Source organism: Kribbella sp. WER1 (assembly GCF_054189145.1).
The window spans coordinates 2,457,374-2,482,945 of record NZ_CM135186.1 but is presented as its reverse complement, the minus strand read 5'-3'; the positions used below and the strand labels follow the sequence as shown (position 1 = coordinate 2,482,945).

Sequence of the window (25,572 nt, the reverse complement as noted above, 5' to 3'; positions counted from 1 at the left end):
GCTACTTCTTCCCCACCGACTTCTGGTACGCCGCGGCCGCGCCGGTCAGGGCGGCGTCGACGCTCTGCTTGCCGAACGGCGTCATCTTGGTCAGGTCCGGTCCGGCGGCCTCCGGCGGCGCACCGGCCGGGATCCACGGGTCGGTGAGCGCGACGAACCGCTGGTCACTGTGCTCGTTCAGCCAGTCCATCCACGGCAGCGTCGACGAGGTGACGCCCGGCTGGGTCGACGTCGAGCCGGTCGCGTCCAGCCAGAGCTTGTAGTTCTCCGGCCGGGAGAAGGTCCGCAGCCAGTCCATCGCCAGGTCCTTGTTCGGCGCCCAGGTCGGCACCATCCAGGTCAGGTCGGCCTTCACCGGGATCCGGTTGTTCGCGGCGTCGTCGGTGGCCGGCATCACGAAGAAGCCGAACTTCAGGTCCGGGTTCGCCTCCTTGATCGTGTTGCCGTCCCAGGACCCGTCCAGGAAGAACGGGAAGTCGTCGGACTTCGCCGCCCAGACACCAGGCGCGGTCAGCTGCGCGACACCGGACGCGGCCGGCTCGATGTACTGCATGACGTCGGTGTACTTGGTCGCGGCCTCCTTGTAGACCGGGTCGTTCCAGGTCTTGGTACCGGCCCAGAAGGCCTTCGCCCGCTGGTCGCTGACCGCGGTCGAGTCGGACCCGGTCTGGCCCTTCATCAGCAGCTGCTGGACCGCGCCGCCGTACACGATGCCTTGCAGGCCGTCCTTGCCGGCCACGAAGATCGGCGTCTTGCCGGCGTCCTTGAACTTCTTCAGCGCGGCGACGAACTCGCTGTACGTCGTCGGCACCTGCACGCCGTACTTGTCCAGCAGGTCCTTCTTGTACCAGATCGCGCCGTGGCCGATGTACTCCGCGGCGACCACGCCGTAGATCCCGCCGCTGTAGCCCGCGCCGTACTTCTGCAGCACCGGGTCGTACGACTTCATGAAGTCCTGACCGGACAGGTCGGTCATCTGGCCGGCCGTGATCAGCGCGGCCGAACCGGACGACTTCAGGCCGGTGTCGGCCGGCGGGAACTTGGCCGGCGTCGGCGCGAACTGCGCGAGTACGTCGACCGACTTCGCGGACAGCAGGCTGTTGGTCAGCGTGCCCCAGGCGCCGGCGGCGGTCGGGGCGTTCTCCAGCTTGACCGTGACGCCCGGGTGCTCCTTCTCGAAGATCGCGTTGATCTTCTTGGTCGCCTCGATCGCCGACGGGTTCGTCCACTCGGCGACCACCAGGGTCTTCTTGGCGCCGGAGCCCGCGGCGGAGTCGGCCGAGCCGCCGACCGTACAGCCCGTCGCGGCCAGCGCGAGGCTACCGCACAGCAGCAGCACCGGGATTCTTGCTCTCATCGGAATGTCCTTTCCAGAAACGGTTTTCACGGGCGTTGCACTGCGCCGTCCGGGCGGCGGGGCGGCTTCCACGGGTCGCGCGGCCGCGGTGGGTACTTGTCGGCGGCCCGTTCGTCGAAGTCGACGCCGAGGCCGGGACGGTCGCTCGGCCACAGGTGGCCGTCCCGCGGCTGCGGTACGCCGGGGAACACCTCCTCGGCGTCGGCGTTGAACGGGTGCTGCTCCTGGATCCCGAAGTTCGGGCTGACCAGGTCGAGCGCGAGGTTCGCGGCGTGCCCGATCGGCGACACGTCGCCCGGACCGTGCCAGGCGGTCCGTACGCCGAACAGGTCGCACGCCGCCGCGAGCCGCCAGGCCGGGGTGATGCCGCCGATCGCGGACAGGTGTACCCGGACGAAGTCGAACAGCCCTTCGGCGAGCAGCGGGCGGTACTCCGCCGGGTTCGTGAACAGCTCGCCGATCGCGATCGGGATCGACGACTGCTCGCGCAACCGGCGCAACCAGTTCAGGTCCTCGGGCGCCACCGGGTCCTCCAGGAAGAACAACCGGTACGGCTCCAGCTCCCGCGCCAGCCCGATCGCATCCACCGGAGCCACCCGTTCGTGCACGTCGTGGATCAGCTCGACCTCATCCCCCAACTCCTGCCGGAGATGCTCGAACAGCCCAACCACCGTCCGGGCGTACTTCCGGGGATCCCACGCTCCGGTCGCAGAACCGGTGGACGGAGCGCCGTACGTGCTTCCGCCGGGGACGGCTACCTGACATCTGGCGTGCGTGTAGCCCGCTTCGAGGAGGGCTCGTACTTCGTCGGCTACTTCCTGGGGGTCGCGGCCGGAGGCGTGGCCGTAGAGGGGGACGGCGGTACGGGTGCGGCCGCCCAGCAGTTGCCAGACGGGCATCCCGGCGAGCTTGCCCTTGATGTCCCACAACGCCATGTCCACACCGGAGATCGCGTTGTTCAGCACCGGACCGAACCGCCAGTACCCGCTCAGGTGCAGGATCGTCGTGAGGTCGACGATGTCTGCCGGATCCCGCCCGATCAGCTGCGGCGCCAGGTAGTCGGTCACCGCGGTGGCGACCGCGTTCGCGCGCTGCGTGAACGTCGCGCACCCCACGCCGAACAGGCCTGGCTCGCTGGTCTCGACCCGGACCACCACCAGCGTGGTCCCCTCGGGAGCCGTGAGGAACGCCTGGACGCCCGTGATCCGCACGTCCGACCCTTCCCACGGCGGCATCGGCACAGTCATCGGCCGAGTCCCCACGGAGTGTCGACGCGGCCGCCGAGCGCCAGCCCGCCGGTACCCCAGAACGGCGCGAAGTTGTAGCACCCGGTGGTGACCGGGCCGTTCTCCGTCGTCCAGTACGTCATCCCGTGCCCGCCCGTCCCGGCGTCGGCCACCGCGAACGCGAACGTGGTCTGCAGGTGCTCACCGGCTCCGAGCGCGGCCGTCCTCCGTGCCAGCTCCGGCAGCTGGTCCCACGCGATCGCGACCTCGTACGTCGTCGTCTTCGCGGTCTCGTCCCGGGTGACCAAGGCCCGTCCTTCGGCGGCCGGCAGCAGCCCGAGCGGCGGATCGAGCGGCGCGTTGGTCGGGTAGAACGTCTGGTAGTTGGTCCCGGGCGCGGCCTGCCGGTGCAGCTCGGACACCCCGCCCTGCGCGAGCGTCGCGACGTACAGGTGCGACAACGACCCGCCGCACTTCGCGTAGTGCCGGTCCCCGGCGAGCAGGTCGTCCGGTTTGGGGCCGGCGTCGAACGCGAGCTGCAGGCTGTCCGCCTTGAACGGGAACGCGTACTGGTCCTGCGGGAACGGCTTGTTCCCGAAGTGCACCGCGTCTTCGAGGACGGCGCGGACGTAGAAGAAGTCCTCGTCCCACGCCGACCACAGCCGGTACTCCTTCCGGTCGCCGGTGGCCGAGGTGTTCGCGACGCTCACGCCCGCGATCCCGGCCCACTGCGACGCGTCCGCGCCGATGGTGATCGTCCGGTACGGCGCGTACGCGAGCTGGATCTCCCGCTCGCCGCTCTGCCGGAGCTTCCCGGCGATCTTCGCGGAGTACTTGATCAGGTACGCGTTCGACGGATCGTTGCGATAGGCAACCACCGGGAACCGGACGGTCCGGACCTCACCGGGACGGAGCCCGTCCACCTCCACCTGCTGCGTCTGCAGGACCCACCCGGCCGGCGCCTGCACGGACAGCAGCGTGCTGACGCTTTGCGGGGTGACGTTCTCGACCCGGACGGCGAGTGCGCCGGACGCGTCGATCGGCTGGGTGAACGACAGCGGCCGGATGTCGAGCGGCGTGTCGTAGTCGAAGCGCGCCGACCTGGTCAGCGCGGTGGCGAGCTGTTCGGGGGAGCGGTCGCTGTCGAAGTACAGGACCTCCCACGGGTTCACCGGCAGCGTGACCTGCGGCGCGCGGCCGTCGCTGAGCTCGCGGCCGAGGTAGTCGTACACCTTGATGCCGCGCGCGTCCGGCAGCGTGAGCGTGCCCCGGTAACCGCTTTCCTTGTGGGCATAACCATCCGGTTCGCGAGGGACCGAGTACAACGCCGCGCGACCGTGCCCGTCGGTGTCCTCGAACAGGAAGCCCCACGTGGACCGCGCGTCCGGGTACAGCTCCCGCAGCATCCGCGAGTCCTCGAGCCGGCTGGTCATCGCCGAGTACGCCACCACCGCGGGCCGCGGCGTCTTCGTGCCGACGTCGTAGATGTTGAACGTGTCGCCGGAGTACCCCTTGTCGTACGACAGCGAGAACCAGAACACCTTCATCGGCGAGTCTTCCTCGGCACCCGCGAGCAGATGCAGCAGGTACGTCGGTGCCAGCGTCCGCGCGACGGCGTAGGGCACGTCCTCCAACGGCAGGCCGGGGAACGAGTCAGCCGCCGTCCCGAGCTCGGTCTGCCACTGGCCGGCGCGGCCGTTCGACTTCGACCAGAGCTTGTCCATCTTGATCTGGACCTTGGTCAGCGCGTACTGCACCGGATCCGGTACGCCGTACGCGTGGTTGACCGAGCCATCCAGGTAGCCGATGTCCTGGGAGCCCTTCGCGTACACGATGTCGCGCTGGTACGGGACCGAGCCGCCGCCGATCAGGTTCACGTCCGGGAACTCCGGCTTGATCCGGTCCCAGGTCTTCTTGAGCAGGTCGCGGTAGTCCTGGGCGTCGCCGGTCTTCCAGGTCCAGCCGTGGACCCACGGCTCGTTCCAGATCTCCCAGTTCTTCACCAGGTCCTGCATCGGGGCGATCGCGCGGTACGTCATCTCGATGTGCGCGTTCAGGTCGAGCGGCTTGTTCTGGTGCAGCTTGAGCGCCTCGCCGTTCGGGCCGGGGGCGACGTTCCACCACATGTTGTAGGCGATGAAGCCGATCGGCTCGATACCGTACGAGCGCCATTCGGCGACCTCGGCGCGGGCCTTGTCGATCGCCGCCTGGTTCCAGAACTTGCCCGGCGCGGTGCAGACCGCGTCCGGCCAGATCGACAGCACGCCGCGGGTCCACTTGGCGCCCATCCGCTGCGCGATCCGCTTGGTGATCACCGGGTCGGACTCGCCGCGCAGGCCGAGACCGAACGACGACCCGGGCCGCAGGCCGTCGGTCGGCGGGTGCAGCACGCCGAGCCCGAGGGTGCGGGTGGCGAGGAGCTTGCCGGTGCCGTCGGTGAGGTCGACCTGGACGGCGTAGAAGTCCGGGGTGCGCGGCCCGAGGGCGGAGCGGACCGCGCCGGAACCGCCGGCCGCGACCGTCACCGGCGTACTGCCTGCACCGGCCGCTTCGGTGCCGTGGGCAAGGACTTTCCAGCTGACGGTGCCGGTCAGCGCGACCGTCGAGGTGATCGTGACGACCAGTTCGGGTGCGGCCGGGGCGACGTACAGCGCGGTGACGTCATCGAACGCGGCGGTGAAGGTGACCGACGGGTCGTCGGCCGCGACGACGGCCTCACTGGGCAGGGCGGTCAGCCCGGTCAGTGTCGAGGCGAACGTGGCACCGGCCGCAGCGGCGGCACCGTACCCAAGAGCTCGACGACGGGTGATGGGCGGGATTTCAGGCATGAGCCAACCTCCGGACAGGGATGCAGAACGTTTTGCGTTTCGGAGTGCTCCGACTGTGATGGACAGCGGCAGCGGTGTCAAGAGAGCCCTTGAAATCAAGGGATGTAGCGATGGCATACTTCAGGGCATGGCAACAAGACGTTTTGTCGACAGCAAGCAGCGGGTGCGGATCGTCGACGTAGCCGCGCGCGCAGGCGTCAGCATCACCACGGTGTCGCACGCGCTCAGCGGCCGCCGCCCGGTGTCCGAGGGCACCCGCGCGAAGGTGCAACGCGCGATCGAGGAGCTCAGCTACCGGCCGAACGAGGCGGCCCGCAGCCTCCGTGGCCAGCCGACCACCACGGTCGCCGTGATCGTCCCGGACATCACCAACCCGTTCTACCCGCAGCTCGCCCGCGGGATGCAGGACGTGCTGTCCCCGAAGGGTTACCAGGCGCTGATCTGCAGCTCCGACGCCGAACCGGTGTCGCGCCGCGAGATCGTCGAGCAGATGCTGGCCCGCCGCGTCGACGGGATCTGCATCTCCGGGTACTACGACGACCACACCGACGCGGAGCCCGCGGTCGAGGCCGGTGTCCCGGTGGTGCTGTTCGGGCACCGGGCGCCGTACCCGGGGATCAGTACCGTGACCACGGACGACGTCGGCGCCGGCCGGCTGGCGACCGAGCACCTGCTGTCCCGGGGCCGGGACCGGATCGCCTTCATCAGTGGGCCGAGCAGCACCGGGCCGAGCGACATCGGACCGCCCGCGGACCGGGTCGCCGGGTACCGCGCCGCGCTGGCGGCGGCCGGGATCCGGATCGACGACGAACTCGTCGTGCACGGTGCGATCAGCCGGGAGGGCGGCGCCGCCGGCATGGACCGGCTGCTCGCGCTGGAGCATCCGCCCCAGGCCGTTGTGTGCACCAACGACTTCGTCGCGATCGGTGCGATGCAGGAGGCGCTCGACCGCGGTCTCGACGTACCGCGGGACGTCGCGCTGGTCGGGTTCGACGACATCGACGCGGCGGCGCTGGTGCGGCCGGGGCTGACCACGATGGCGGTCGCGATCCGCCGCCAGGGGCAGGCCGCGGCGCAGCTGATCCTGGACCGGATCGCGAACCCGGACCAGCCGCCGCAGGCGACGCTGTTCGGCACCGATCTCGTCCAGCGCCAGTCGACGTGATCACGGTCAGCCGGGGATCCAGCTGTAGACCAGCACCTTGTTGAACAGGTCGTCCTCAACCGTGACCTGGTACGACCCGTCGGACCGCTTGGCCGCGTTCAGCCCGTACGGTACGTCGACCCAGCCGGTCCGGTCGACGCCGCCGACATTTGCTCCCGGCAACCAGTTGCCCGCGGCCGCGCCAGTCGCCGCCCGCCAGGCCCAGACCTTGCCCCGGGTGGCGACGCCGCAGCTGAAGATGTAGTCGCCGGCCGGCTTCCAGGACACCGTCGTGACCAGTGGTGACGCGGTGGTGTCCCAGGGGAGCAGGATCGTCCAGGTCGGGGTGGTGTTGCCGGTGCTCCAGCGGTCGTACCGGGCCAGGACCTTGCCGCATTCCTTCCAGTACGCGTTCTCGAACGGCTGGTCGGCGGTGTAGCCGGACATGTACATCACGTCGGTGGCGACGTCGTAGTGCAACCGGCGGACCACCTTGAACGGTGCGGGCAGCGGGATCGTGACCCGGCTCGCGTAGTCGTAGATCGGGTTGGCGAAGCTGTCGAAACCCTTCAGTGGATAGCGCCGCAGGTCCCGGTCGCCGCCCTCCCAGATGTCGCCGCGGTCGTCGACGAACCACACCCAGCAGTTGCCGGGGGAGTTCTGCCCGGTGCCGGTCTGCAGGTACTCGTCGGCGGTGAACTTCCCGTCGCCGTTCGCGTCCCGCCAGATCCACTCGCCGGCCGCGGGCTGGTACGGCGGCCAGCTCGGGTCGTCGCCGGTCCAGTGCGCCTTGAAGATCGCGCCGGACGGGCGCGCGATCTCGCCGTCGTACCGGTAGATGACCAGGTGCGAGGCGTACATGCCGGTGGCGTACAGGTAGAGCCGGCCGCCGAGGCGTTTCAGGAACGGGGACGTGATGTGGTGCTGGTGGCCGGGCAGGTACAGCCGCGCGTCCTGCGGGTAGCGGACCGAGTCGAGCGAGTGCCCGACAAACGCCGCGTTGCTGCCGGGCGGTTTGGTGTAGTCCATCCGGTAGTGGTTCTGCTGGCTGTAGATGTCCTTGCCGTCCGAGGCCGGGTCGAAGTCGGCGGTGGTGACGAACTCGGCGCCCATCAGCTCCCAGACCAGGTTGCCGTTCGGGTCGTACTTGCGCAGCCAGGAGCCGAACTCGGACATCGCGACGTACACGTTCCCGGCTGCGTCGCCGCCGATGCCTGCGATGCCCCAGAGCTTGTCCGGCGTGACGACGCCCGGCGTACCGGAGCCGATGCCGCCGGACGTGCCGAGGCTGCGGGTCAGTCGCGGGGTTGTCGACGGCGTGCTGTACGTGTGCACCTGGCGGCGCGGGCCGTTGTCGCCGACCAGCAGGCTGCCGTCGCGGTCGACCGCGAGCGAGGTCGGGATCCAGGTCGCGGCGGGGCCGTTGATGGTGCCGCCGAGCGCCGTACCGGTGGCGGCGAAGTGCAGGATCTGCGCGGGTTTCGCGGTGTCGACGTGCCAGAAGTGGCCGTCGTTCGCGTCCCGGGTGATGTTCGCGACCACCCAGATCTCGCCGCTGGTCTTGTCGACCGCGACGGCGCCGGGCTGGTTCACGCTCCAGGTCCGCAGTATGGCGGCGGTCTTGGCGTCGAAGACCATGACGCGGTTCTGGACCCGGTCGGTGGCGATCACCTGGGTATCGGTGGCGGCCGCGGCGGCCGGCGGGCTGCCGACCGGGAAGGTCAGGGAGGTGGCGGCACCGGCCAACGTGAAGGCGGTCAGGCCGTTGCCGACGGACAGGTAGGCGTTCGTGCTGTTGACGGCGACCGCGTCACCGTTGGCGCCGCGGCAGTTGCCGGTCAGGTGGCCGTCCTTGTAGATGCCGGCGTAGTTGCCGGCCTCGTCCCAGAAGCTCACGGTGTAGACCGCGCCGGCCGGGGTGACCGCGATGTTGAAGACGAAGTCCTGCATCCACTCGGTGGCGCCCGAGTAGGTGTTGCCGACCCATGACGTCGTGAGGCTCGAGGCCGCGGACGCCGGCAGCGCGTTGAGGAGGGTGGGAAAGAGGAAGGCGCCGCCGCCGGCCGCGAGGGCCTGGCGGCGGGTGAGCCCGGGTTTGTCGTTCATGTCGGAATCCCTTGCTAGCGGGCGGGGGAAAGTGACAAGCACGTGAACGTTCACATCGCCGGTACGGAACGCTAGGATTCCCAGGGCCGGGCCGTCAAGGCTTCGGGCCGTTCGATCCTTGGAGGAGGCGAAGTTGGCAGGCCGACCGACCATGCGCGACGTCGCGGCCGCTGCCGGGGTCTCGCACCAGACCGTCTCGCGGGTGGTGAACGACGAGCAGTCGGTGACCGAGCCGGTCCGGGAGCGGGTCCGGGCGGCGATCGCCCAGCTCGGGTACCGCCCGAGCGCCGGCGGCCGGGCGATGGCCCGCGGCCGGACCGAGGTGGTGGCGCTCGTCGTGCCTCACGCCGCCGGGTTCACGTTCGGGAACGACCACCTGATGCGGCTGATCGGCGGCGCCGAGCAGGAGGTGGCGGCCCGCGGGTACGGGCTGCTGCTGTCGACCCGCGAGCCGGGCGGCGACGCGCTGTCGGCGTTCACCCGCTTCGACCGCCGGAGCCTGGTCGACGGGTTCCTGGTCGAGGGTGGCGCCGGGCTCACCGGCCTGTCCGACCTACTGCTCCAGGGCTACCCGGCGGTCGTGATCGGGTACGCCGACGACGACCTGCCGATGGTGCACCCGGACGACGAGGGCGGGGCGTACGCCGTCGTCCAGCACCTGCTCGCGCTCGGCCACCGGCGGATCGGCATCGTCAACGGTCCCACCGAGAACCACCTCGCGATGGCGGCCCGCCTCGCCGGCGTCGAACGCGCCTTCGCCGACGCGCACGTCGCCCGCGATCCGTCCCTGGCCGACCGCGGCGACTTCACCACCGAGTCCGGGTACGCCGCGGCCGCCCGTCTGCTCACCCGCGCTGACCCGCCCACCGCGATCTTCGCCTTCAACGACGGTATGGCCCTCGGCGTCCTGCAACGGCTGCGCGAAGGCACCACCGAGGTCTCGGTCGCCGGCTTCGACGACACCGCCGCCGCCTCGGCGACCGGTCTCACCTCGGTCGCACTGCAGAGCCAGGACCTGGGCCGCCGGGCAGCCCAGATCCTGCTCGACCAGCTCAACGGGAAGCCGCCGGCCGAACGCCGGACGATCGTGCCGAGCCGGTTGATGGTGCGATCCTCGACGACCCCGCCCGCTCAGCCGAACAGCGGCAGCAGGCGGCGGAGTTCCTCGTCGGAGACGGTGCGGCCGTAGTCGGCGAGCTGGAACGTCTCGGCGTGCCGGACCGCGTCCGCGTGCTCCTCGCCGTAGTACTTCGCCAGCGCCGGGCGGACGTCCTCGCCGACCGCCATGAACTCGTCCCAGTACGTCAGGATGAACTCCCGCCGGGCCGGCCAGTCGCCGTCCGGCGGGACCTGGTCGATCAGCCCGCGCTGGTACGGCGCGAACTCGAAGAACTGGGTCGCGTGCGCGGCGCAGGCGCCCAGCTTGGCCTCGATGGCCGGGTCGACGTCCACCGCGACGTCGTGCCGGTGCCCTTCGAGCGAGCCGTAGTCCGGCATCAGCAGGCACAGCGGCGGCCGGTCGAGCGCGGGCGAGTCGGGTACGACGTTCGGCACGCTGGTGAACGACACCGCGTCCCGGACCACCCGTCCGGCCGCGCGGTTGTCGGGATGTCCCGGGACCTCGCCGTGGAAGGCGATCACCACATCTGCCCGCCACGACCGCAGCGCCGCGATCACCCGCCGGCGGACCTCGATCGACGCCTCGAGCTCCCCGTCGTGGTACTCCCAGATCTCGTACTCCAGGACGCCGAGCAGCCGGGCCGCGTCGACCGCCTCGTGCGCGCGGCGCCTCGCCAGCGGGCCGCGTTCGAGGGCGTGGTGGCCGGCGTCGCCGTTGGTCAGCGAGAGGTACTTCACCGCGTGCCCGGCGTCGGCGAGCAGGGCGGACGTGCCGCCGGCGTACATGTCGGCTTCGTCGGGGTGCGCCCCGACCACCAGGACTTTGAGGGCGTGCGTCATCGGGTCTCCAGTTCGCTGAGGGTGGCGCGGAGGGTGTGGGCCGAGCGGGTGATGAAGTCGATCGGGTCGAGCTCCTCGGTGTAGTAGCCGTCGGGATCGGGCTTGCGGCCGGCGGCGACGTCGTCGGTGTAGCGCTGCGACAGCCGCACCAGCTCGAGTACTTCGCCGACGGCCAGGTCGGGATGACCCGCCTGCCAGGCCGGGTCGTAGATCGGGATGTCGTTGAAGTCGCGGTCGACGACGTTCTCGATCGTCAGCACGCTCACCGGCGCTTCGGCGACGATCGGCTCCAGCAGCGCGGTCCAGTCGATCATCCCGTCGCCGCACGCGCGGATCTGCCGGGCGAGGCCCCGCGGCGTCGGGTACAGCACGACGTCGCGCAGGTGCGTGAGTAGCGTGTACGGCGCCACCCGGCGGGCCGCCTGCACCGGGTCCTCGCCGCGGACCACGACGTTCGCGGGGTCGTACGTCACGCCGAGCACGTCCGCGCCGACGTCCTCGATCAGCTGCACGATCTCGGTCGTGGTGATCTCCTCGTGGGTCTCGACCGCGGCCTGCGCGGCGTGGTCCCGCAGGACCGGGGCGAGCCGGCGCAGGAAGTTGCGGGTGGCAACGAGCTGTTCGGGCCAGGTGACGTCGGTGCGGAACCGGTCGATCGCGTGCAGGCCCCAGCCGTGCCGCTGGTAGTTCGCGGTGTCGGCCCACAGGGCGTGACAGCCGATCGCGGTCACCGCCTCGATCATCCGGGTCATGCCCTTGAGGTAGTCGCCGCCGCCGAGGTCGCGGACCTCCGGCGCCTCCGCGGTGTTGAACGGGTTGACCTTGCCGAGGCCCATGTCGAGCCGCAGCCCGAGCTCGTCGGCGAGCCGCCGGACGTCGGTCAGTACCGCCCGGTCGAGGTCGGGGGTGATGTCCAGGACGGTCCGGAAGAACACCCCGGCGTACCCGAGTTCGTGGCACCGTTCGAGCAGCTTGAACGGGCCGAGCTCGGCCGCCTGGGGGAACTTGCGTCCGTCGATACCGATGTTCAGCACACAGCCTCCTCAGGGAGTGACGGCGTGACACCGCACCCAGCGGTCGCCGGGCAGGGTGGTCACGGGTGGCATGTCGGTCACGCACTTCGCGGTCGCCAGCGGGCAGCGGGCCGCGAACGGACAGCCCTCGTCCGTGGGTGTCGCCTGTGCGCCGGTCGGTGCGGTGGTCGTGGTGTCGGAGCCGGGAACGGATGCGATCAGCAACCGGGTGTACGGGTGCAGCGGTTCGTCGAGCAGGGCGGTGGCCGGCGCGGACTCCACGCCGTACCCGCTGAACATCACGGTGATCCGGTCGGCCAGGTACCGCGCGCTGACCAGGTCGTGGGTGATGTACAGCAACGCCACGCCGCGCTCGTCGCGCAGGCCTGCCAGCAGGTTGAGGATGTCGACCCGGACCGACATGTCGAGCATCGACACCGGTTCGTCGGCGATCACCAGCCGCGGCGCCGGGGCGAGCGCCCGGGCGATGCCGACGCGCTGCCGCTGGCCGCCTGACAGTTCGTGCGAGTACTTCTTCGCGAACCGCTCCGCCAGCCGCAGCCCGACCGAGCCGAGCAGCTCGTACATGGTCTGCTCGACGTCGCCGGAATGCGGCGAGCGGACGATCGCCCGGCGTAGGTGATGGCCGACCGGGTGCGCCGGGTTCAGCGAACCGAACACGTCCTGGAAGATCATCTGCACCGCCGGGTCCGGCTGCTGACCGGCCGGCCGTCCTTCGAAGTCGACCGCACCGGACGTTGGCGTCACCAACCGTGCGAGGATCCGCCCGGCCGTGGTCTTCCCGCTGCCGGACTCGCCGACCAGCGCGACGATCTGGCCGGGGTCGATGGTCAGCGACAGGTCGCGGACGGCGTGCACGCGGGAGCGGGACCAGAGACCGCTCGGCCGGTAGACCTTGCTGAGTTCGCGGACCTCCATCAACGGCGTACTCATCGCGAACCCTCCATGATCCTGGTGGTGACGTGGCACGCGACCCGGCGGCCGTTGCCGAGCGTGACCAGCGGTGGCTGCTCGACCGAGCACACCTCCTCGGCGAGCGGGCAGCGCGGATGGAACCGGCAGCCAGTCGGCGGTTCGCTCGGATCCGGCGGCTGCCCCGGCAGCCCGGCCAGCCGTACCGGTCCACCGGTCAGCGACGGCACCGCCGACACCAGCGCCTGCGAGTACGGATGCTGTTGCCGTACGGCGAAGTCGGCGGCGGCGGCCGTCTCCGCGAGGCGGCCGGCGTACATCACCGAGACCCGGTCCGCGGTCTGCAGCAGCAGCGGCAGGTCGTGGGTGATCATCAGTACGGCGAACCCGAGCTCGGCCTGGAGTTCGCGGACCTGGCCGATGATGTCGTGCTGCACCACGACGTCGAGCGCGGTCGTTGGCTCGTCCATCAGCACGACCCGCGGCCGGAGCGCGAGCGCCATCGCGATCGCGACCCGTTGCCGCATCCCGCCGGACAGCTCGTGCGGGTACGCACGGACCCGGCGGCGGTCGATGCCGACCAGGTCGAGCAGCTCCGCCGGCGTGGCCGCGGCGCGTTCGCCGGGTCGCGCCCGGTCCAGTACCTCGGCCAGCTGCCGCTCGATCCGGGCGACCGGGTTGAGCGCGTTCAGCGAGTTCTGCATGACCATCGACACCTCGCGCCAGCGGACGTCGCGGACCTGCTGGTCGGTCATCGTCAGGATGTCGTCGTCGCCGAGCAGCACCCGGCCGCCGGAGATGAAGCCCGGCGGGCGGAGCAGCCGCAGCAGCGCGAGCGCCGCCGTCGACTTCCCGGAGCCGGACTCGCCCGCGAGGCCGAGGAACTCGCCCTGGTGCAGTTCCAGGTCCAGCCCGTCGACGACCAGCACGTTGCCGTCCTCGGTCGCGTACCCGACCCGCAGCCCTTCGACCCGCAGTACCTCAGTCATGGCTCACCACCGGCGTGACGAGGGACGCGCTGCGGGTCCGCAACCCGAAGGCCTGGCGCAGCATCGGTGCCGCGCGCAACCGTGGATCGGCCTTCTCGTCGACCGCGTGGTTGATCAGCGCCAGCGCCGACGCGGTCAGCGCGATCCCGAGCCCTGGGATCACGAACGTCCACCAATAGCCCTGCAGGAGAGCGGAGTCGTTCTGCGCCCAGTTCAGCATCGTGCCCCCAGGTGACCTTGCTGCTGTGCCCGAGGCCGAGGAACTCCAGCCCGGCCTCGGCGGTGATCGCGTAGATTACCTGATTGATGAGGTAGGCAACGGTGATCGACAGCATGTTCGGCAGCAGCTCGACCACGATGATCCGCCACCGCGCCTCCCGCGCCAGCCGGCTCGCCGCGATGAACTCCCGCTCGCGCAGACTGAGCGCCTGCGACCGGAACAGCCGCGCGCCGAACGACCACCCGGTGAACGTCAGCACCAGAATGATGGTCAGCTCACCCGGCGGCAGGAACGCCGCCAGCACCACCATCAGCGGTACGCCGGGCAGCGCCAGGAACACGTTGGTGAGCAAGGACAGTACGTCGTCCACCCACCCGCCGGCGTACGCCGAGACCAGGCCGACCGCGATCCCGATCAGCGTCGTCAGCCCGGCCACCGAGAACGACACCAGGAACGACGTCCGCGCGCCGTACAGGAACTGGCTGAGGACGTCGAACCCCTGGCCGGTCGTCCCGAGCGGATGCGCGAACGACGGCGAGGCGTTCAGCGGCCCGGCCTCGGAAGGCCCGTACGGCGCCAGCACCGGCGCGAGGACGGCGGCGACGACGAGCACCGCCAGCACCCCGGCGCCGAGCCAGAACGAGAACGAACGCGGTGGTCTCATCGGGCGCCTCCCAGCCGGACACGGGGATCGAGCAGGACGTAGAGCGAGTCGACGACGAAGTTCGCGCCGAGCACCGCGAGCGTGATGATCAGGAACAACGCCTGCATCAGCGGGTAGTCGACGGTGTTGACCGACTGCAGCAGCAGGTAGCCGAGACCCGGGTACGAGAACACGATCTCGGTCAGGATCTGCCCGCTCAGTACACCGCCGAGGACGACGCCGAGCATGGTCACGTTCGGCAGCAGCGCGTTCCGTGCGGCGTGCCGCAGTACCCGGCCCGGCTGCAGGCCTTTCGCCTCGGCCAGCGCCAGGTAGTCCTCGGAGAGCACCGCGACCATGGTGTTGCGCATGTTCAGCGTCCAGGCGCCGAGCGACACCAGGACGATCGTTGTCACCGGCAACGTCAGGTGGCTGATCACGCTGGACACGAACGTCCACGACCACTCCGGCACCAGTCCGTCGTCGTACGCGTGCCCGAGCGGGAACACGCTCCATTTCAGGCCGAGCAGGTACAGCAGCAACAGCGCGAGGAAGAAGTACGGGAACGAGCCGACGAAGATCAGCGCCGGCGGAGCGATCCGGTCGACCGCGCCGGACCGCCGCCAGGCGGCGATCGCGCCGATCCCGCAGCCGACCGCGAAGCTGACCAGCACGCTGAGCACGCCGAGCAGCACCGACCAGCCAAGGCCGGTGGCGATCACCGACGTCACCGGCGACGGGAACTGCGACAGCGACACCCCGAGGTTGCCGTGCAGCAGATCGCCCAGGTAGCGCAGGTACTGCACGACGAGCGGGTCGTTCGACAGGCCGTACGCCTGCTTGAGACTGTCGAGCGCGGCCGGTGTCAGGTTCTTGCCGTACTGCGCGAACATCGTCGACGCCGGATCGCCGGGCGCCAGCCGGGGCAGGAAGAAGTTGACCGAGACCGCGACGAACGCGGCCAGCAGGTAGAAGCCGAAACGCCTGATCAGGAAGGCCATCTGATCACGCCGTGTAGGAGAGCTTGGGCCAGATCAGGTACGTCGTGCCCGCGCCCTGGTTGTTCAACGGGGCGTACTGGTCCTTGCTCGACGGCAGGCCGCTGAACCGTTTGGTGTTGTACGTGCCCCAGCTCGGCTGCCCGTACAGCGGGACAGCCGGCGCGTCCTCGGAGAACAACGCCTGCAGTTGCCGCGAGAACCCCTTCTGGGCCTCCTGGTCCGAGGTCGCGGCGAACTTCTCCAGCAGCGCGTCCGCCCGTGGATCCTTGTACCGCTGCAGGTTGAGCGGCGACGGCGTACCGACCGGGACGTACGTCTGGCTGGACATCATCGCGCGGAAGAACTCGAACGGCGTCGCGGACAGGTCGTTGTTCGTCAGCGTCAGGTCGAACCGGCCGTTCTGCGTGTTGTCCGTCCAGGTCTCGACCGCCGGGGTCCGCAGGTCGACCGTGATGCCGATCGCGTTCAGGCTCTGCGACACGACCTGCGACGAGGCGATCCAGTCCGTCCAGCCGGTCGGTACCTCGATCGTGAACTGCAGCGGCTTGCCGTCCGGGCCGACCCGTTTGCCGTTCACCAGTTTGATGCCGGCAGCATCGAGCTGGGCGGCGGCCGCGGCCGGGTCATGACTCACCCAGGACTTGCCGGCGGTCACCACGGCCGGGTCGATCCAGGCCTTGAACGCGCCCTCGGCCAGGCCGCTCGCGTTGCCCGGTTCGCTCTTGCCCCACAGCGCGACCTGGATCATCCGCTGCCGGTCGAGCGCCAGGCTGATCGCCTTGCGGACACGGACGTCGTCGAAGGGCTTCTTGGTGGTGTTCATCGCGAGGAACACCGTGCTCGTCAGCGGCCACCAGTACCCGAAGTGCTTCGGGTCCTTCGGGACGAACGTCTTGTCCGGGTCGACCGCCGTACCGCCCCAGTCCAGCTGTCCGGAGACCAGGGCGGCCGCGATCTGGTCGTTGCCGGAGTACGCCGGGATGTTCAGGCCGCGGATGTTCAACGGCTGCCAGTAGTGCGGGTTCCGGGTCAGCTGGTACTGCTGCGCGCCGAACACCGAGATCGTCGTGAAGGGGCCGGTGGCAACGGGATTCTCGTCGGTGTACTTCACCGGGTCGCTGACCGCGGACCAGACCTCCTTGCTGACGACGTACTGCCCGACGAGCAGGTAGAGGCCGGGGGAGTACACCTTGCGGAAGTCGAAGCGGACGGTCGCCGGGTCCGGTGCGGACACCGCGCCGAGGAAGTCGTGCCAGACGCCGGAGGCCGGACCGATCAGGCCCGGGTTCGCCTTCATCAGCTCGAAGGTGAACACCACGTCGTCGGCGGTGAACGGCTTGCCGTTCGACCACTTCACGCCGCTGCGCAGCTTCAGCTCGAGCCGGCGACCGCCGTTCGACCAGCTGTACGCCGTGGCCAGCGACGGCTCGAGCTTGCCGGTGGCGAAGTTCTGGATCATCAACGGCTCGTACATGGCCTTCGTCGAGGCCCAGCGCGAGGTCGGGGAGAACGGGTTGAAGTTCCGGGTGAACGTGCGGCTGTTCTCGCACGCCAGGGTCATCAGGGCGCCCTTGCCGGCGCCGGGTTTGCCGCTGTTACCGCTGCATGCGGCGAGCGTGGCCACGCCTCCCAGGGCGAAGAAGGCGCGACGGGACAGATCGAGGGTCATGAGGATCCTCCAGGGTCAGGATCGGAGGCGAAGGCGGAGTAAGAAGGCGGAGTAAGAGGTGAGGTGGATCAGCGGCCGGCGGTGCCGGCTTCGAGGATCCGGTCGCGGGTGAAGGACAGGCCGAACTCGAGGGCCCCGGCCCGCACCGGGTTGCCCTGCACGGCACTGGTCACGATCGGCGTCCGGGCCAGCAACGTGCCGGCCAGGCGCTGGGTCAGCAGTTCGCACAGGCCCGCGCCGCCGGTCTGGCCGACGGGGCCGCCGAGGACGACGAGCTCCGGATCGACCATGCCGACCACGTTGATCAGCGCGACCGCGATCCGGGAGGCGAGGTCGTCCAGGAACCCGGCGTACCGGCCGGGGTCGGTGAAGCCGGTGCGGACCGCGTCCACCGGCGTCCGGGCCTTGAGTTCGTGCGCGGCGGCCAGTCGCAGCAGCGCGCGGGCGTCGAGGATTCCTTCCAGCGGTCCGCCCTGTTCGTCGTACACGCGGGAACGGCTGACCGGGTCCGGCACGATCAGGCTGCTGAGCTCGCCGCCGCGTCCGGTGGCGCCGCGCCAGAGCTGTCCGCGCAGCACCAGGCCCGCGCCGACGCCCTCGCCGATCCACAGCAGGACGAACGTGTCGGTGCCGCGCGCCGCTCCCTTGGCCAGCTCTTCGAGCGCGACCAGGTTGACGTCGTTCTCGATCCGGACGTGTTCGATCCCGAGCGCCTCCTGGACCGAGTTCAGTACGTGGAACCCGGACCAGCTCGGCACCTGCAGCACCGAGGTCAGCTGCCCGGTGTGCGGATCGACCACGCCGGGCATCCCGATCACGGCCTGGTCGACGTCCTCGGTCGCCACGCCCGCCGCCGTACAGGCCGCGGCCACGGCGTCGGACAGGATCGCGACCGCGTCGTACTTCTTCGGTGTCCGGACCTGCACCTCGCCGCGCACCTGGCCGGCGAGGTCGGCGACCGCCACGTCGATCGCCTTCGGCGTCACGTCGATGCCGAGGACGAGCGAGGCGGTGCCCTGGATCGCCCACAGCTGCGCGGGCGGCCCGGCGGCGCTCGGCTTGGACCCGTCCTTGTGCACGAGGTCCGCGGTCTCGAGCCGTCGCAGTACCTCGGCGACCGACGCCTTCGACAGTCCGGTGAGCTCCTCCAGCTCGGCCCGGGTCAACGGGCCGTGCTCGATCAACAGCTCCATCGCCGCACGCTCGTTGAGCGTGCGCAGCAACCGCGGACTACCTCCGGACATCGGCCACCTCGGTCCGTTCGGACACCGTCTGGATACTTTCTAGACGGTTAAGTGAATGTAGGTCCGGGATTCCTGCATCGTCAAGGGATGAAGGAAATTAGCCGCCTTCGGTACTGATCAGGACGACGGAGGCTGCCGGCGATGCGGCTGCCCGGGCGCCGGCGAGGGCCGCGGCACCGCAGGGTCCGGCGGGGACGCCGTGCGCGTGCAGGAACTCCATCGCGGCCCGCGCCTCGTCGTCGGTGACCGCGACGGCCGCGTCGAGGTGGTCGCGGATCGTCGGCCAGGCGATCGACGAGACGGTGCCGCAGTTCAGCCCGGCCATGATCGTCGGTGCCGAAGTGTCAACGGAGACAGGCTTTCCGGCCTTCAACGATGCACCGACGCAGGCCGCGGTGGTGGGTTCGACGGCGAGCACCTTCGCGCGGCCGCGGTAGTGCTCGAGCGCGGACTGCAGGAGCGACCCGACTCCGGTCGGGACCACGACCAGCTCGGGTACGCCGGGATACTGCTCGTCGATCTCCGCGAACAGCGTGTCGTAGCCGGCGACGATCCACCGCGGCACGTCCTCGTACCCGGGCCAGGCCGTGTCCTGGATGAGAACGTCGTCGTTCGTGATGCTGTCGGCCGCCAGCTGGACCGCGCCGTCGTACGGACGTCCCGTGGCGAGGACGGTCGCGCCCTCGTCGCGGATCGCTTGCAGGGTGGGTTCGGGGAGGCCCGCGGGTACGTAGATCCGGCACGTCAGCCCGAGTTGCCGGGCGAGGTAGGCGAGTGCCCGCCCGTGGTTCCCGTCCGTCGCCGTCACCAGCGTGACGGGGCGGACCACCGCGGCCAGTTCGGCGAACGTCCGCGCCGGGCCGAGGGCCTGGTTCACCGCCCAGGATGCGCCGAGCACCTTGAACGCCGGCAGTCCGAACCGGTTCGACTCGTCCTTCACCCAGCCGGCTCCGGGCACCTCGATCAACGGCGTCGGCGCGTACCCGGGCATGCTCCGATGGAACTCGAGGCCGTTCATTCCGAGGCCAGTCGTACGACCGTGTTCGCCAGTACGGTGATCCCCGCCGCGCAGTCCTCGGGGGTCGAGTACTCGCGCGGGTTGTGGCTGATCCCGTCGTACTGCCCGCGGACGAAGATCATCGCGGTCGGCGTGATCGCCGCCAGCTCCTGTGCGTCGTGCCCGGCTCCGGACATCAGCCGCATCGTCGGGAGGCCGAGGGCGTCCGCGGTCGCCCTGATCGCTTCTTGAATCTTCGGGTCGAACGGGACCGCCGTCGTCTTCGCCATCCTCCGAGTCTCCACCTCGAGCACCGCCAACGTCTCCAGGTACGCCGCCAGGTCCGCCTCGGCCGCCGCCATCAGCACGTCGTCGGGGTTCCGCAGGTCCACGGTCAGCTCCGCGCGATCCGGGACCACACTCGGTACGCCGGGGTACGTCCGCAACTGGCCGACCGTCGCGCGCAACCGCCCGTACTTGCCCGAAGCAACCATCTCGCGGAGGTGCACGACCACCTGCGCCGCCGCCAGCCCGGCGTCGACGCGCAGCTCCGTCGGCGTCGTACCGGCGTGCGCGGCCCGGCCGTGCAGCGTGACGTGCTGCCACGAGATCGCCTGCACCCCCGTGACCACGCCGACGGCGTACCCCTGCTCGGCGAGCACCGGACCTTGCTCGATATGGCACTCGACATAGGCGTACGGCGGGTCGAGCCGGACCGGGCGGTCGCCGCGGAAGCCGATCCGGACCAGCTCGTCGCCGAGCCGCAGGCCGTCCGCGTCGACCAGGTCGTACGCGTAGTCGCGGCTCAGCCGCCCGGCCGCGACCGCCGACCCGAGCATGTCGGTGCCGAACCGGATGCCCTCCTCCTCGGTCCACGCCGCGACGACCAGCGGCCGTCGGGTCCGTACGCCGGCGTCGTCGAGCGACCGGCTGACCGCGGAGGCGCTCATCCTGGTCGAACACACCGAGCACATCCTCCGGCACCTCGAAGAGGCCGAGGCGGAGATCGCGGCGGCGCACGAGGCAGTCCGCGGGCGGGTCCGGATCGCGACGTTCCAGACGGCCGCGCACACGATGGTCCCGGACGCGGTCCGTGAACTGGCCGCGGCGGCCGAGGCGACCTGCCGCCGGGCGGGTTTCGAGCCGGTCGTCGCGTTCGAGTCGACCGACGTACTGCTGCATGTTCGGCTGGTCGCCGCCGGGGCGGCCGTCGCGCTGGTGCCCGGGCTGGCCTTGCAGGCGTGCGACACCACCGCCGTCCGTTCGCGCGCGCTCGACGGCAACCCCACGCGCACGATCTCGATCGCGGTACGCCGGGGGAGTACGAGCGCCCCGGCCATCGCGGCGGTCCGGGCCGCGCTTACGGCTCGGTCCACTCGGGGAGCGTGAGGACGGCGGACATTCGCTGGAGCTCGTCGCGGTGCAGGGCGCTGAGGCGGGCCAGGGCGCGTTCGCCGTTCGGGGTCAGCCGGACCTGGACGGAGCGGGCGTCGTCGGGATGCGGGTCACGGCGTACCAGCTCCTGAGCCTGCGCGCGGTCGACCAGCTCGACCACGCTGTGGTGCCGTAACTGCAGACGGTCGGCCAGTTCACGCAACGTGGCCCAGTCGCGACCCGGGTAGCCCTTCAGCGCCAGCATCAACTGGTACTGCTGCGGGGCCAGCCCGTGCTCGCGGACGGTCTGCTCGCTGAAACGCAGGTACCGCCGGATGCCGAAGCGGAACCGGGCGAGCGCCTCGAAGTCCGCTTTGGTCAGTGCCTCCATAGGCCTAGAGTATCGTGTTACGATATAAATCCGCGCGAGGCGAGCGTGGAGGTCGAAGTGATCGCGACGGTGTGCCGGATCGGTTGGGTGGGGTTCTGCGGTGTCGCCGGGCTGGCCGGCGTCGTCGGCGCGGCTGACTGGCCGCTGTCCGTGCTGATCCTGTTGTTCGCGGTGGCCGGAGCCACCGGCGGGATGATCGCGCTGGTCGTGCTGAATCCGGACGAGACCACCCGGCGGCCGCGGGAAGTCTGGACGATCGTTGCCAAGTGCACCGTTCTGTCCGGCGCCGGGACGATCGTGCTGGCCGGGCTGGGTTCGCTGGCCGGCGCCTGGACCGCGGTGCTGATCGCGCTGCTCGCGGTCGTCGGTGCGCCGGCCGTCGTACCGCACTGGATCGGTTGGTTCGGCCAACAGCCGGTGGTGCGTACGCCGCGGCCTGTGCGGCGGCCGGCCCGGAAGGTGCAGGCGAGTGAGGATCTGGCGGACCTGAGCGACGAGGCGTTGTGTCTCGCCTGGCGGGCGAGCTTCCCCGGGCTGCAGCGTGCCGGGTCGGCCGCCGAGCAGTTGCGGGTCGTCGAGGAGCGCCGGGCGTACCTCGACGAGCTGGACCGGCGGCACCCGGACCGGGTCGCCGCCTGGCTCGCGTCGAATCCGCGGGCGGCCGGTGACCCGGCGAAGTTCGTCCGGAACGCCAACGATCACGGCGGCCCCACCATCGACTGGAACGGCCTGCTCCAATAGCCGCCACTCCGGAACGCGAAGCCGCGCGCCGGGATCCGAAGGCCGCGCTGGTGTCGTGGCTGCTGACATGCGTCACTGCGTCGCGGTATGTGTCAGAATTCATCACAGAGCGCCTGACCCCGGACCCGTGTCACTGCTCGTGATGGCGGCGGCGAACCTGGGGAGGGGTTGCGATGGCGGTCGGGGATCTGGCGCGGGACTATCGGACACGGCTGACCGAGTTGCTCGGTGAGCCGCTCATGATGGACGACCCGTTGATCACGACCGCGCAGGCCGCGGTCCTGCTCGGCATCTCGCCGCAGCGCGTCGCCGGACTCGTCCGCGCGGGTCATCTGCCGGCCCGGTCGCGGTCGCACCGCCGGCTGCTGCTGTCCGACGTGGTCCAGTCAGGTCTCGACCAGTGGATGTCGGTCGCGGAGGCGGGCGCGGTCCTCGGCCTCGGGCAGACCGGCGTCCGGCGGCTGATCTCCGCCGGGCTGCTGGCCGCGCACGGCAAGGAGTTGCCGCTGCGCCGCGACGACGTCGACGTCCTGGCGAAACTGCGGGAGGGGTGGCTGACGTTGTCGACCGCCGCGAGTGCGCTCGGCGTGGACGTCGACGAGGTCCAGCGGATGCTCCGGAACCGGCATCTCACCCACACCTGCGACGTGGCGCGGCCGGTGTACCGGCACGAGCTGGCGACGGTGATCGCTCAGCAGCGCAGGGTCTCGCCCGGCGAGCAGCCGTACGCCGCCCGATAGTGCTGGGCGAACCAACCGGTTGACGTGAAGCCCCAGCGGAGCGCGATCGCCGCGACGGTGGCGTCCGGGCCGGCGTCCTGGAGTTCGCGGTGCGCGCGTTCCAGCCGGACCCGGCGCAGGTACTCGCGCGGCGTGCAGTCCAGGTGCCGGCGGAACGCGTACTGCAACGCGCGCGCACTCGTACCCGCCGCGGTCGCGATGTCCTCGACGGTGATCGCCTGGTCCGCGTTCGCGTCGACGTACGCGATCGCGCGGCGCAGGGTCGCCGTACCGACGGATCCCGGGGACGCGACGTGGGACAGCTGCATGGTCGCGTTCGGGAAGACCGCGAGCATCGATGCGGCGACGTACTCGAGCAGCTGCCCGGCGATCAGCGGATGCTCCGCGACCGACGGCGCCGCGGCCAGCGTCTTGCGGACGTAGCCGGACAGGATCTGCCAGTGCGTGTTCATCGCCCGCGACACCGGACGGCCCGCGCCCGGCCAGAGGTCGGCCGGTACGGCGCCGAAGTGCCGCGCGGCCACCCGTGCCACGTCCTCCTGGCCGACCCGGATCACGACCAGCTCCAGCGGCCGCGGGCGGAACCGCATCACGTCCTTGACCGAGTACAGGAAGGTGTCGCCGGCGGTCAGCGTGTGCTCGCCGGACCGGTCGCCGAGACCGAGACGGCCCTTCATCAGCCAGATCGCGTTCAGGTCGCGCCACGGATCGGTGAGCGCGTCGAACCGCATCTCCATCCGGCACCGATCGGCGCCGACGCCGCCGTGGTCGGCGGTACTGAGGGCCAGTGAGCCGTTGTCCCGGGTCCGGCCGAGCAGCCGGACCCGGTTCGGGTAGACCTGGTTGAGCAGTTCGACCGTCGCCTCGAGCCCGCTGCTGCGGACACTGTCCCGCTGTACGCCGTGCGCCGTCATGCCGTAGTCATACACCGGCAATTACGAGACGTGACAGACTCCGAGGATGGGCGATCGGATGCGGTCGGCGGTCCGGGGGCTTCCGCCCGCGTACTTCGCGGTCGTGATGGGCACCGGGATCGTCTCGGTCGGGATGAGCCTCGAGGGCTTCGTGCTGCTGTCGCGGATCCTGCTGGTGATCTGCGCGGCGGCGTTCGTCGTCCTGCTGGTGCTGAACGGGTGGCGGCTGGTCCGGTACCGGGACGCGCTCGCGGAGGACTTCCTGGATCCGCGGCGGGCGTTCGGGTTCTTCACGTTCGTTGCCGGGATCAACGTTCTCGGCGTACGGCTCGGGCTGGCCGGGATGCACACGATGACGCTCGTCCTGCTGCTGGTGGCGGGCCTCGCCTGGCTGGTTCTCGGGTACGTCGTGCCGTGGACCGCCGGTGCTCGGGCGGGCCGAGCGTCCGGTGGTGGCGACCGCGAACGGGACCTGGTTCGTGTGGGTGGTGGCGAGCCAGTCGGTGGCAGTGGCCGCGGCGACGGTCGAGCGGGTCTTCCTGTACGGCGCGGCCGGGATCTTCGTCGCGCTCCGGCTGATGCTGTACGAGGTGAAACCGGCCGACCTGACGGCGCCGTACTGGGTGTCGATGGGGGCGCTGTCGATCACCGTGCTGGCCGGCGCCCGGATCGTCGAGATGGCCGACGCGCCGATGGTCGCCGCGACCCGGCACCGGATCCCGCTCGAGTACGACGCGGCGCTGTGGAGCATCGTGTTCCCGCTCGGGATGTACGCCGTCGCGGGCATCTACCTGAGCCACGCCGACAATCTGCCCGTGGTGAGCACGATCGGGCGCTGGGAGCTGTGGGTCGCCTTCGCGGCCTGGCTGGTCGTGTTCGTCGCGATGCTGCGGCACCTCGCTCAGAGTGTCCGTCGACCGACTCAGGGTGATTGACGGCTAGGGTTCCCACCGTGTCCCGGGTGTTGCCTGCTGTCCTGGCCGTTGTCGGTGGCGTAGCGCTGGCGTTCGTGCTGCTCACGCCGTTCGTGTACCGGACCTATCGGCGGCGGGGTGAGCTGGGGTTCGGGGCGCTGCTGCTCGCGTTCAGTTCGCTGGTCTACGGGCTCGCCGTGGTGGCGTACGTGCTGTTCCCGGTGCCGACGATCGACGACGCGTGGTGCGCGGCGCACAAGGCGCTGACCCATCCGCAACTGAACCCGTTCCAGTTCCTGGACGACATCGCGAAGGAACGTGCGCGCGGCGCCGGCGGGCTGCTGGTGAATCCGGCGGTGCAGCAGACGGTGTTCAACGTCTTCCTGTTCATCCCGTTCGGCGCGTACCTCCGGCACTACACGCGGCGCAATCCGGTGCTGATCGTGCTCGCCGGGTTCGGTGTCTCGCTGCTGATCGAGACCACGCAGCTGACCGGCAACTGGTTCCTGTTCGACTGCCCGTACCGGTTGTTCGACGTCGACGACCTGCTGACCAACACGTTCGGTACGGCGGTCGGGCTGCTGCTCGCGCCGGCGCTGCGGCTGATCGATCGGCGGACGCCGGGCGCGACGGTCGACGAACCGCGGCCCGTGACGACCCGGCGGCGTTGGCTCGGGATGATCATCGACCTGGTCTCGGTGACGGTCCTCGGCGGCGCGTTCGGCGTACTGGCGAACCTGATCACGGTGACGGTGTCGGGGCACTGGCTGTACCAGTCCGGCGGTGGGCGGTTCGTCCAGGTCGTGCTGACCACCTGGCTGCCGGCGGTGTTGCTGCTGGCGGTCCCGGCGTTGAGCAAACGGCAGGCGACGATCGGGCAGTTGTCGGTCCGGCTTCGACGGGTCGCTCCGGACGGCGGTCGGCCGGGCAGGCGGATGGTCGTCGCGTTGGCGGCGGGCTGCTTCGGGTACTTCGTGCTCTCCGGGCTCGCGACGTACGTCGAGTCGTTCGACGGGCTCGCGGGGTTGCTGCAGTTCGGGGCGTTCGTGTGCGCGTGGCGGCCGAAGACGCACCCGGGGATGTCCGGGCTGGTCAGCGGCCTGCAGATTGTCGACGATCGACAATCTGCGGATCTGCCGGTCGACGTCTGATGCACCGGCCGACGGCGG

The 25,572-nt window shown here is 70.3% G+C and carries 23 protein-coding genes and 1 pseudogene; 8 read left to right on the top strand and 16 right to left on the bottom strand.

What is annotated here, in order from left to right; all coding sequences use genetic code 11:
* Position 1 precedes the first annotated feature (1 nt).
* Genes ACXJJ3_RS12095 through ACXJJ3_RS12085 form a run of 3 tightly spaced genes read right to left on the bottom strand, consistent with a single transcriptional unit; the run spans position 2 to position 5,411 of the window.
* Entirely contained in the window at positions 2 to 1,357 is a 1,356-nt protein-coding gene (locus ACXJJ3_RS12095; RefSeq protein ID WP_458170085.1) for an ABC transporter substrate-binding protein, read from the bottom strand.
* A 26-nt stretch (positions 1,358 to 1,383) separates the two neighbouring features.
* The gene (locus ACXJJ3_RS12090; RefSeq protein WP_458170084.1) at positions 1,384 to 2,604 is read right to left on the bottom strand and encodes an enolase C-terminal domain-like protein; all 1,221 of its coding nucleotides are present in this window, start codon (positions 2,602 to 2,604) and stop codon (positions 1,384 to 1,386) included.
* A complete protein-coding gene (locus tag ACXJJ3_RS12085) occupies positions 2,601 to 5,411 on the bottom strand; it encodes a hypothetical protein (RefSeq protein WP_458170083.1) in 2,811 nt (936 codons plus the stop codon). Before ACXJJ3_RS12085 ends, ACXJJ3_RS12090 begins: the two co-directional genes overlap by 4 nt.
* A gap of 127 nt (positions 5,412 to 5,538) precedes the next feature.
* Here ACXJJ3_RS12085 and ACXJJ3_RS12080 point away from each other — a divergent pair, with 127 nt between their 5' ends.
* Complete coding sequence (locus ACXJJ3_RS12080) at positions 5,539 to 6,576, top strand: LacI family DNA-binding transcriptional regulator (RefSeq protein ID WP_458170082.1); 1,038 nt, start codon at positions 5,539 to 5,541, stop codon at positions 6,574 to 6,576.
* Between the two features lie 6 nt (positions 6,577 to 6,582).
* Here ACXJJ3_RS12080 and ACXJJ3_RS12075 read toward each other — a convergent pair whose 3' ends face one another.
* Positions 6,583 to 8,661, bottom strand: a complete 2,079-nt coding sequence (locus tag ACXJJ3_RS12075; RefSeq protein WP_458170081.1) for a hypothetical protein — start codon at positions 8,659 to 8,661, stop codon at positions 6,583 to 6,585.
* A gap of 133 nt (positions 8,662 to 8,794) precedes the next feature.
* Here ACXJJ3_RS12075 and ACXJJ3_RS12070 point away from each other — a divergent pair, with 133 nt between their 5' ends.
* The gene (locus ACXJJ3_RS12070; RefSeq protein WP_458170080.1) at positions 8,795 to 9,850 is read left to right on the top strand and encodes a LacI family DNA-binding transcriptional regulator; all 1,056 of its coding nucleotides are present in this window, start codon (positions 8,795 to 8,797) and stop codon (positions 9,848 to 9,850) included.
* On the opposite strand, the gene ACXJJ3_RS12065 is transcribed toward ACXJJ3_RS12070, so the two are convergent.
* From ACXJJ3_RS12065 to ACXJJ3_RS12020, 10 genes are all read right to left on the bottom strand, one after another.
* The gene (locus tag ACXJJ3_RS12065; RefSeq protein WP_458170079.1) at positions 9,793 to 10,620 is read right to left on the bottom strand and encodes a PIG-L deacetylase family protein; all 828 of its coding nucleotides are present in this window, start codon (positions 10,618 to 10,620) and stop codon (positions 9,793 to 9,795) included. The two genes, ACXJJ3_RS12070 and ACXJJ3_RS12065, sit on opposite strands and share 58 nt — an antisense overlap.
* A complete protein-coding gene (locus ACXJJ3_RS12060) occupies positions 10,617 to 11,654 on the bottom strand; it encodes a sugar phosphate isomerase/epimerase family protein (RefSeq protein ID WP_458170078.1) in 1,038 nt (345 codons plus the stop codon). The genes ACXJJ3_RS12065 and ACXJJ3_RS12060 overlap by 4 nt, the downstream gene beginning before the upstream one ends.
* A 9-nt stretch (positions 11,655 to 11,663) precedes the next feature.
* Positions 11,664 to 12,587: an ABC transporter ATP-binding protein gene (locus ACXJJ3_RS12055; RefSeq protein WP_458170077.1), complete on the bottom strand. Its 924-nt coding sequence runs from the start codon at positions 12,585 to 12,587 to the stop codon at positions 11,664 to 11,666.
* A complete protein-coding gene (locus ACXJJ3_RS12050) occupies positions 12,584 to 13,555 on the bottom strand; it encodes an ABC transporter ATP-binding protein (protein WP_458170076.1) in 972 nt (323 codons plus the stop codon). Before ACXJJ3_RS12050 ends, ACXJJ3_RS12055 begins: the two co-directional genes overlap by 4 nt.
* Positions 13,552 to 14,439 (bottom strand): ABC transporter permease, encoded by an 888-nt coding sequence (locus ACXJJ3_RS12045; protein ID WP_458170075.1) that lies wholly within the window; start codon positions 14,437 to 14,439, stop codon positions 13,552 to 13,554. Before ACXJJ3_RS12045 ends, ACXJJ3_RS12050 begins: the two co-directional genes overlap by 4 nt.
* Entirely contained in the window at positions 14,436 to 15,419 is a 984-nt protein-coding gene (locus tag ACXJJ3_RS12040; protein WP_458170074.1) for an ABC transporter permease, read from the bottom strand. Before ACXJJ3_RS12040 ends, ACXJJ3_RS12045 begins: the two co-directional genes overlap by 4 nt.
* Positions 15,420 to 15,423: 4 nt before the next feature.
* Positions 15,424 to 17,088, bottom strand: coding sequence for an ABC transporter substrate-binding protein (locus ACXJJ3_RS12035; protein ID WP_458170073.1), 1,665 nt, complete (start codon positions 17,086 to 17,088; stop codon positions 15,424 to 15,426).
* A gap of 68 nt (positions 17,089 to 17,156) precedes the next feature.
* Positions 17,157 to 18,332: an ROK family transcriptional regulator gene (locus ACXJJ3_RS12030; RefSeq protein WP_458170072.1), complete on the bottom strand. Its 1,176-nt coding sequence runs from the start codon at positions 18,330 to 18,332 to the stop codon at positions 17,157 to 17,159.
* Between the two features lie 97 nt (positions 18,333 to 18,429).
* Complete coding sequence (locus ACXJJ3_RS12025; protein WP_458170071.1) at positions 18,430 to 19,323, bottom strand: pyridoxal-phosphate dependent enzyme; 894 nt, start codon at positions 19,321 to 19,323, stop codon at positions 18,430 to 18,432.
* A gap of 23 nt (positions 19,324 to 19,346) precedes the next feature.
* Positions 19,347 to 20,279 carry a hydantoinase/carbamoylase family amidase gene (locus tag ACXJJ3_RS12020; protein WP_458170070.1) on the bottom strand — a complete coding sequence of 311 codons (933 nt, stop codon included), beginning with the start codon at positions 20,277 to 20,279 and terminating at the stop codon, positions 19,347 to 19,349.
* Between ACXJJ3_RS12020 and ACXJJ3_RS12015 the strand changes: the two genes are divergently transcribed.
* Positions 20,185 to 20,718 (top strand): LysR substrate-binding domain-containing protein, encoded by a 534-nt coding sequence (locus ACXJJ3_RS12015; RefSeq protein ID WP_458170069.1) that lies wholly within the window; start codon positions 20,185 to 20,187, stop codon positions 20,716 to 20,718. The genes ACXJJ3_RS12020 and ACXJJ3_RS12015 overlap by 95 nt on opposite strands.
* Here the strand turns inward: ACXJJ3_RS12015 and ACXJJ3_RS12010 are convergent.
* Entirely contained in the window at positions 20,690 to 21,094 is a 405-nt protein-coding gene (locus tag ACXJJ3_RS12010) for a MarR family winged helix-turn-helix transcriptional regulator (protein WP_458170068.1), read from the bottom strand. The two genes, ACXJJ3_RS12015 and ACXJJ3_RS12010, sit on opposite strands and share 29 nt — an antisense overlap.
* Before the next feature lie 45 nt (positions 21,095 to 21,139).
* Here ACXJJ3_RS12010 and ACXJJ3_RS12005 point away from each other — a divergent pair, with 45 nt between their 5' ends.
* Both ACXJJ3_RS12005 and ACXJJ3_RS12000 read left to right on the top strand, forming a co-directional pair.
* Complete coding sequence (locus ACXJJ3_RS12005; RefSeq protein ID WP_458170067.1) at positions 21,140 to 21,835, top strand: hypothetical protein; 696 nt, start codon at positions 21,140 to 21,142, stop codon at positions 21,833 to 21,835.
* A gap of 173 nt (positions 21,836 to 22,008) precedes the next feature.
* Positions 22,009 to 22,575: a helix-turn-helix domain-containing protein gene (locus ACXJJ3_RS12000; RefSeq protein ID WP_458170066.1), complete on the top strand. Its 567-nt coding sequence runs from the start codon at positions 22,009 to 22,011 to the stop codon at positions 22,573 to 22,575.
* On the opposite strand, the gene ACXJJ3_RS11995 is transcribed toward ACXJJ3_RS12000, so the two are convergent.
* Positions 22,527 to 23,504, bottom strand: coding sequence for a helix-turn-helix transcriptional regulator (locus ACXJJ3_RS11995; RefSeq protein WP_458171883.1), 978 nt, complete (start codon positions 23,502 to 23,504; stop codon positions 22,527 to 22,529). The genes ACXJJ3_RS12000 and ACXJJ3_RS11995 overlap by 49 nt on opposite strands.
* A 31-nt stretch (positions 23,505 to 23,535) precedes the next feature.
* On the opposite strand from ACXJJ3_RS11995, the pseudogene ACXJJ3_RS11990 reads away from it, so the two are divergent.
* The 3 genes and pseudogenes from ACXJJ3_RS11990 to ACXJJ3_RS11980 all read left to right on the top strand — a co-directional run.
* Positions 23,536 to 23,847 (top strand): annotated as a pseudogene (locus ACXJJ3_RS11990) (SLAC1 family transporter); the annotation flags it as partial.
* A gap of 67 nt (positions 23,848 to 23,914) precedes the next feature.
* Entirely contained in the window at positions 23,915 to 24,424 is a 510-nt protein-coding gene (locus tag ACXJJ3_RS11985; RefSeq protein ID WP_458170065.1) for an SLAC1 family transporter, read from the top strand.
* Between the two features lie 26 nt (positions 24,425 to 24,450).
* The gene (locus ACXJJ3_RS11980; RefSeq protein ID WP_458170064.1) at positions 24,451 to 25,554 is read left to right on the top strand and encodes a VanZ family protein; all 1,104 of its coding nucleotides are present in this window, start codon (positions 24,451 to 24,453) and stop codon (positions 25,552 to 25,554) included.
* Positions 25,555 to 25,572: the final 18 nt, after the last annotated feature.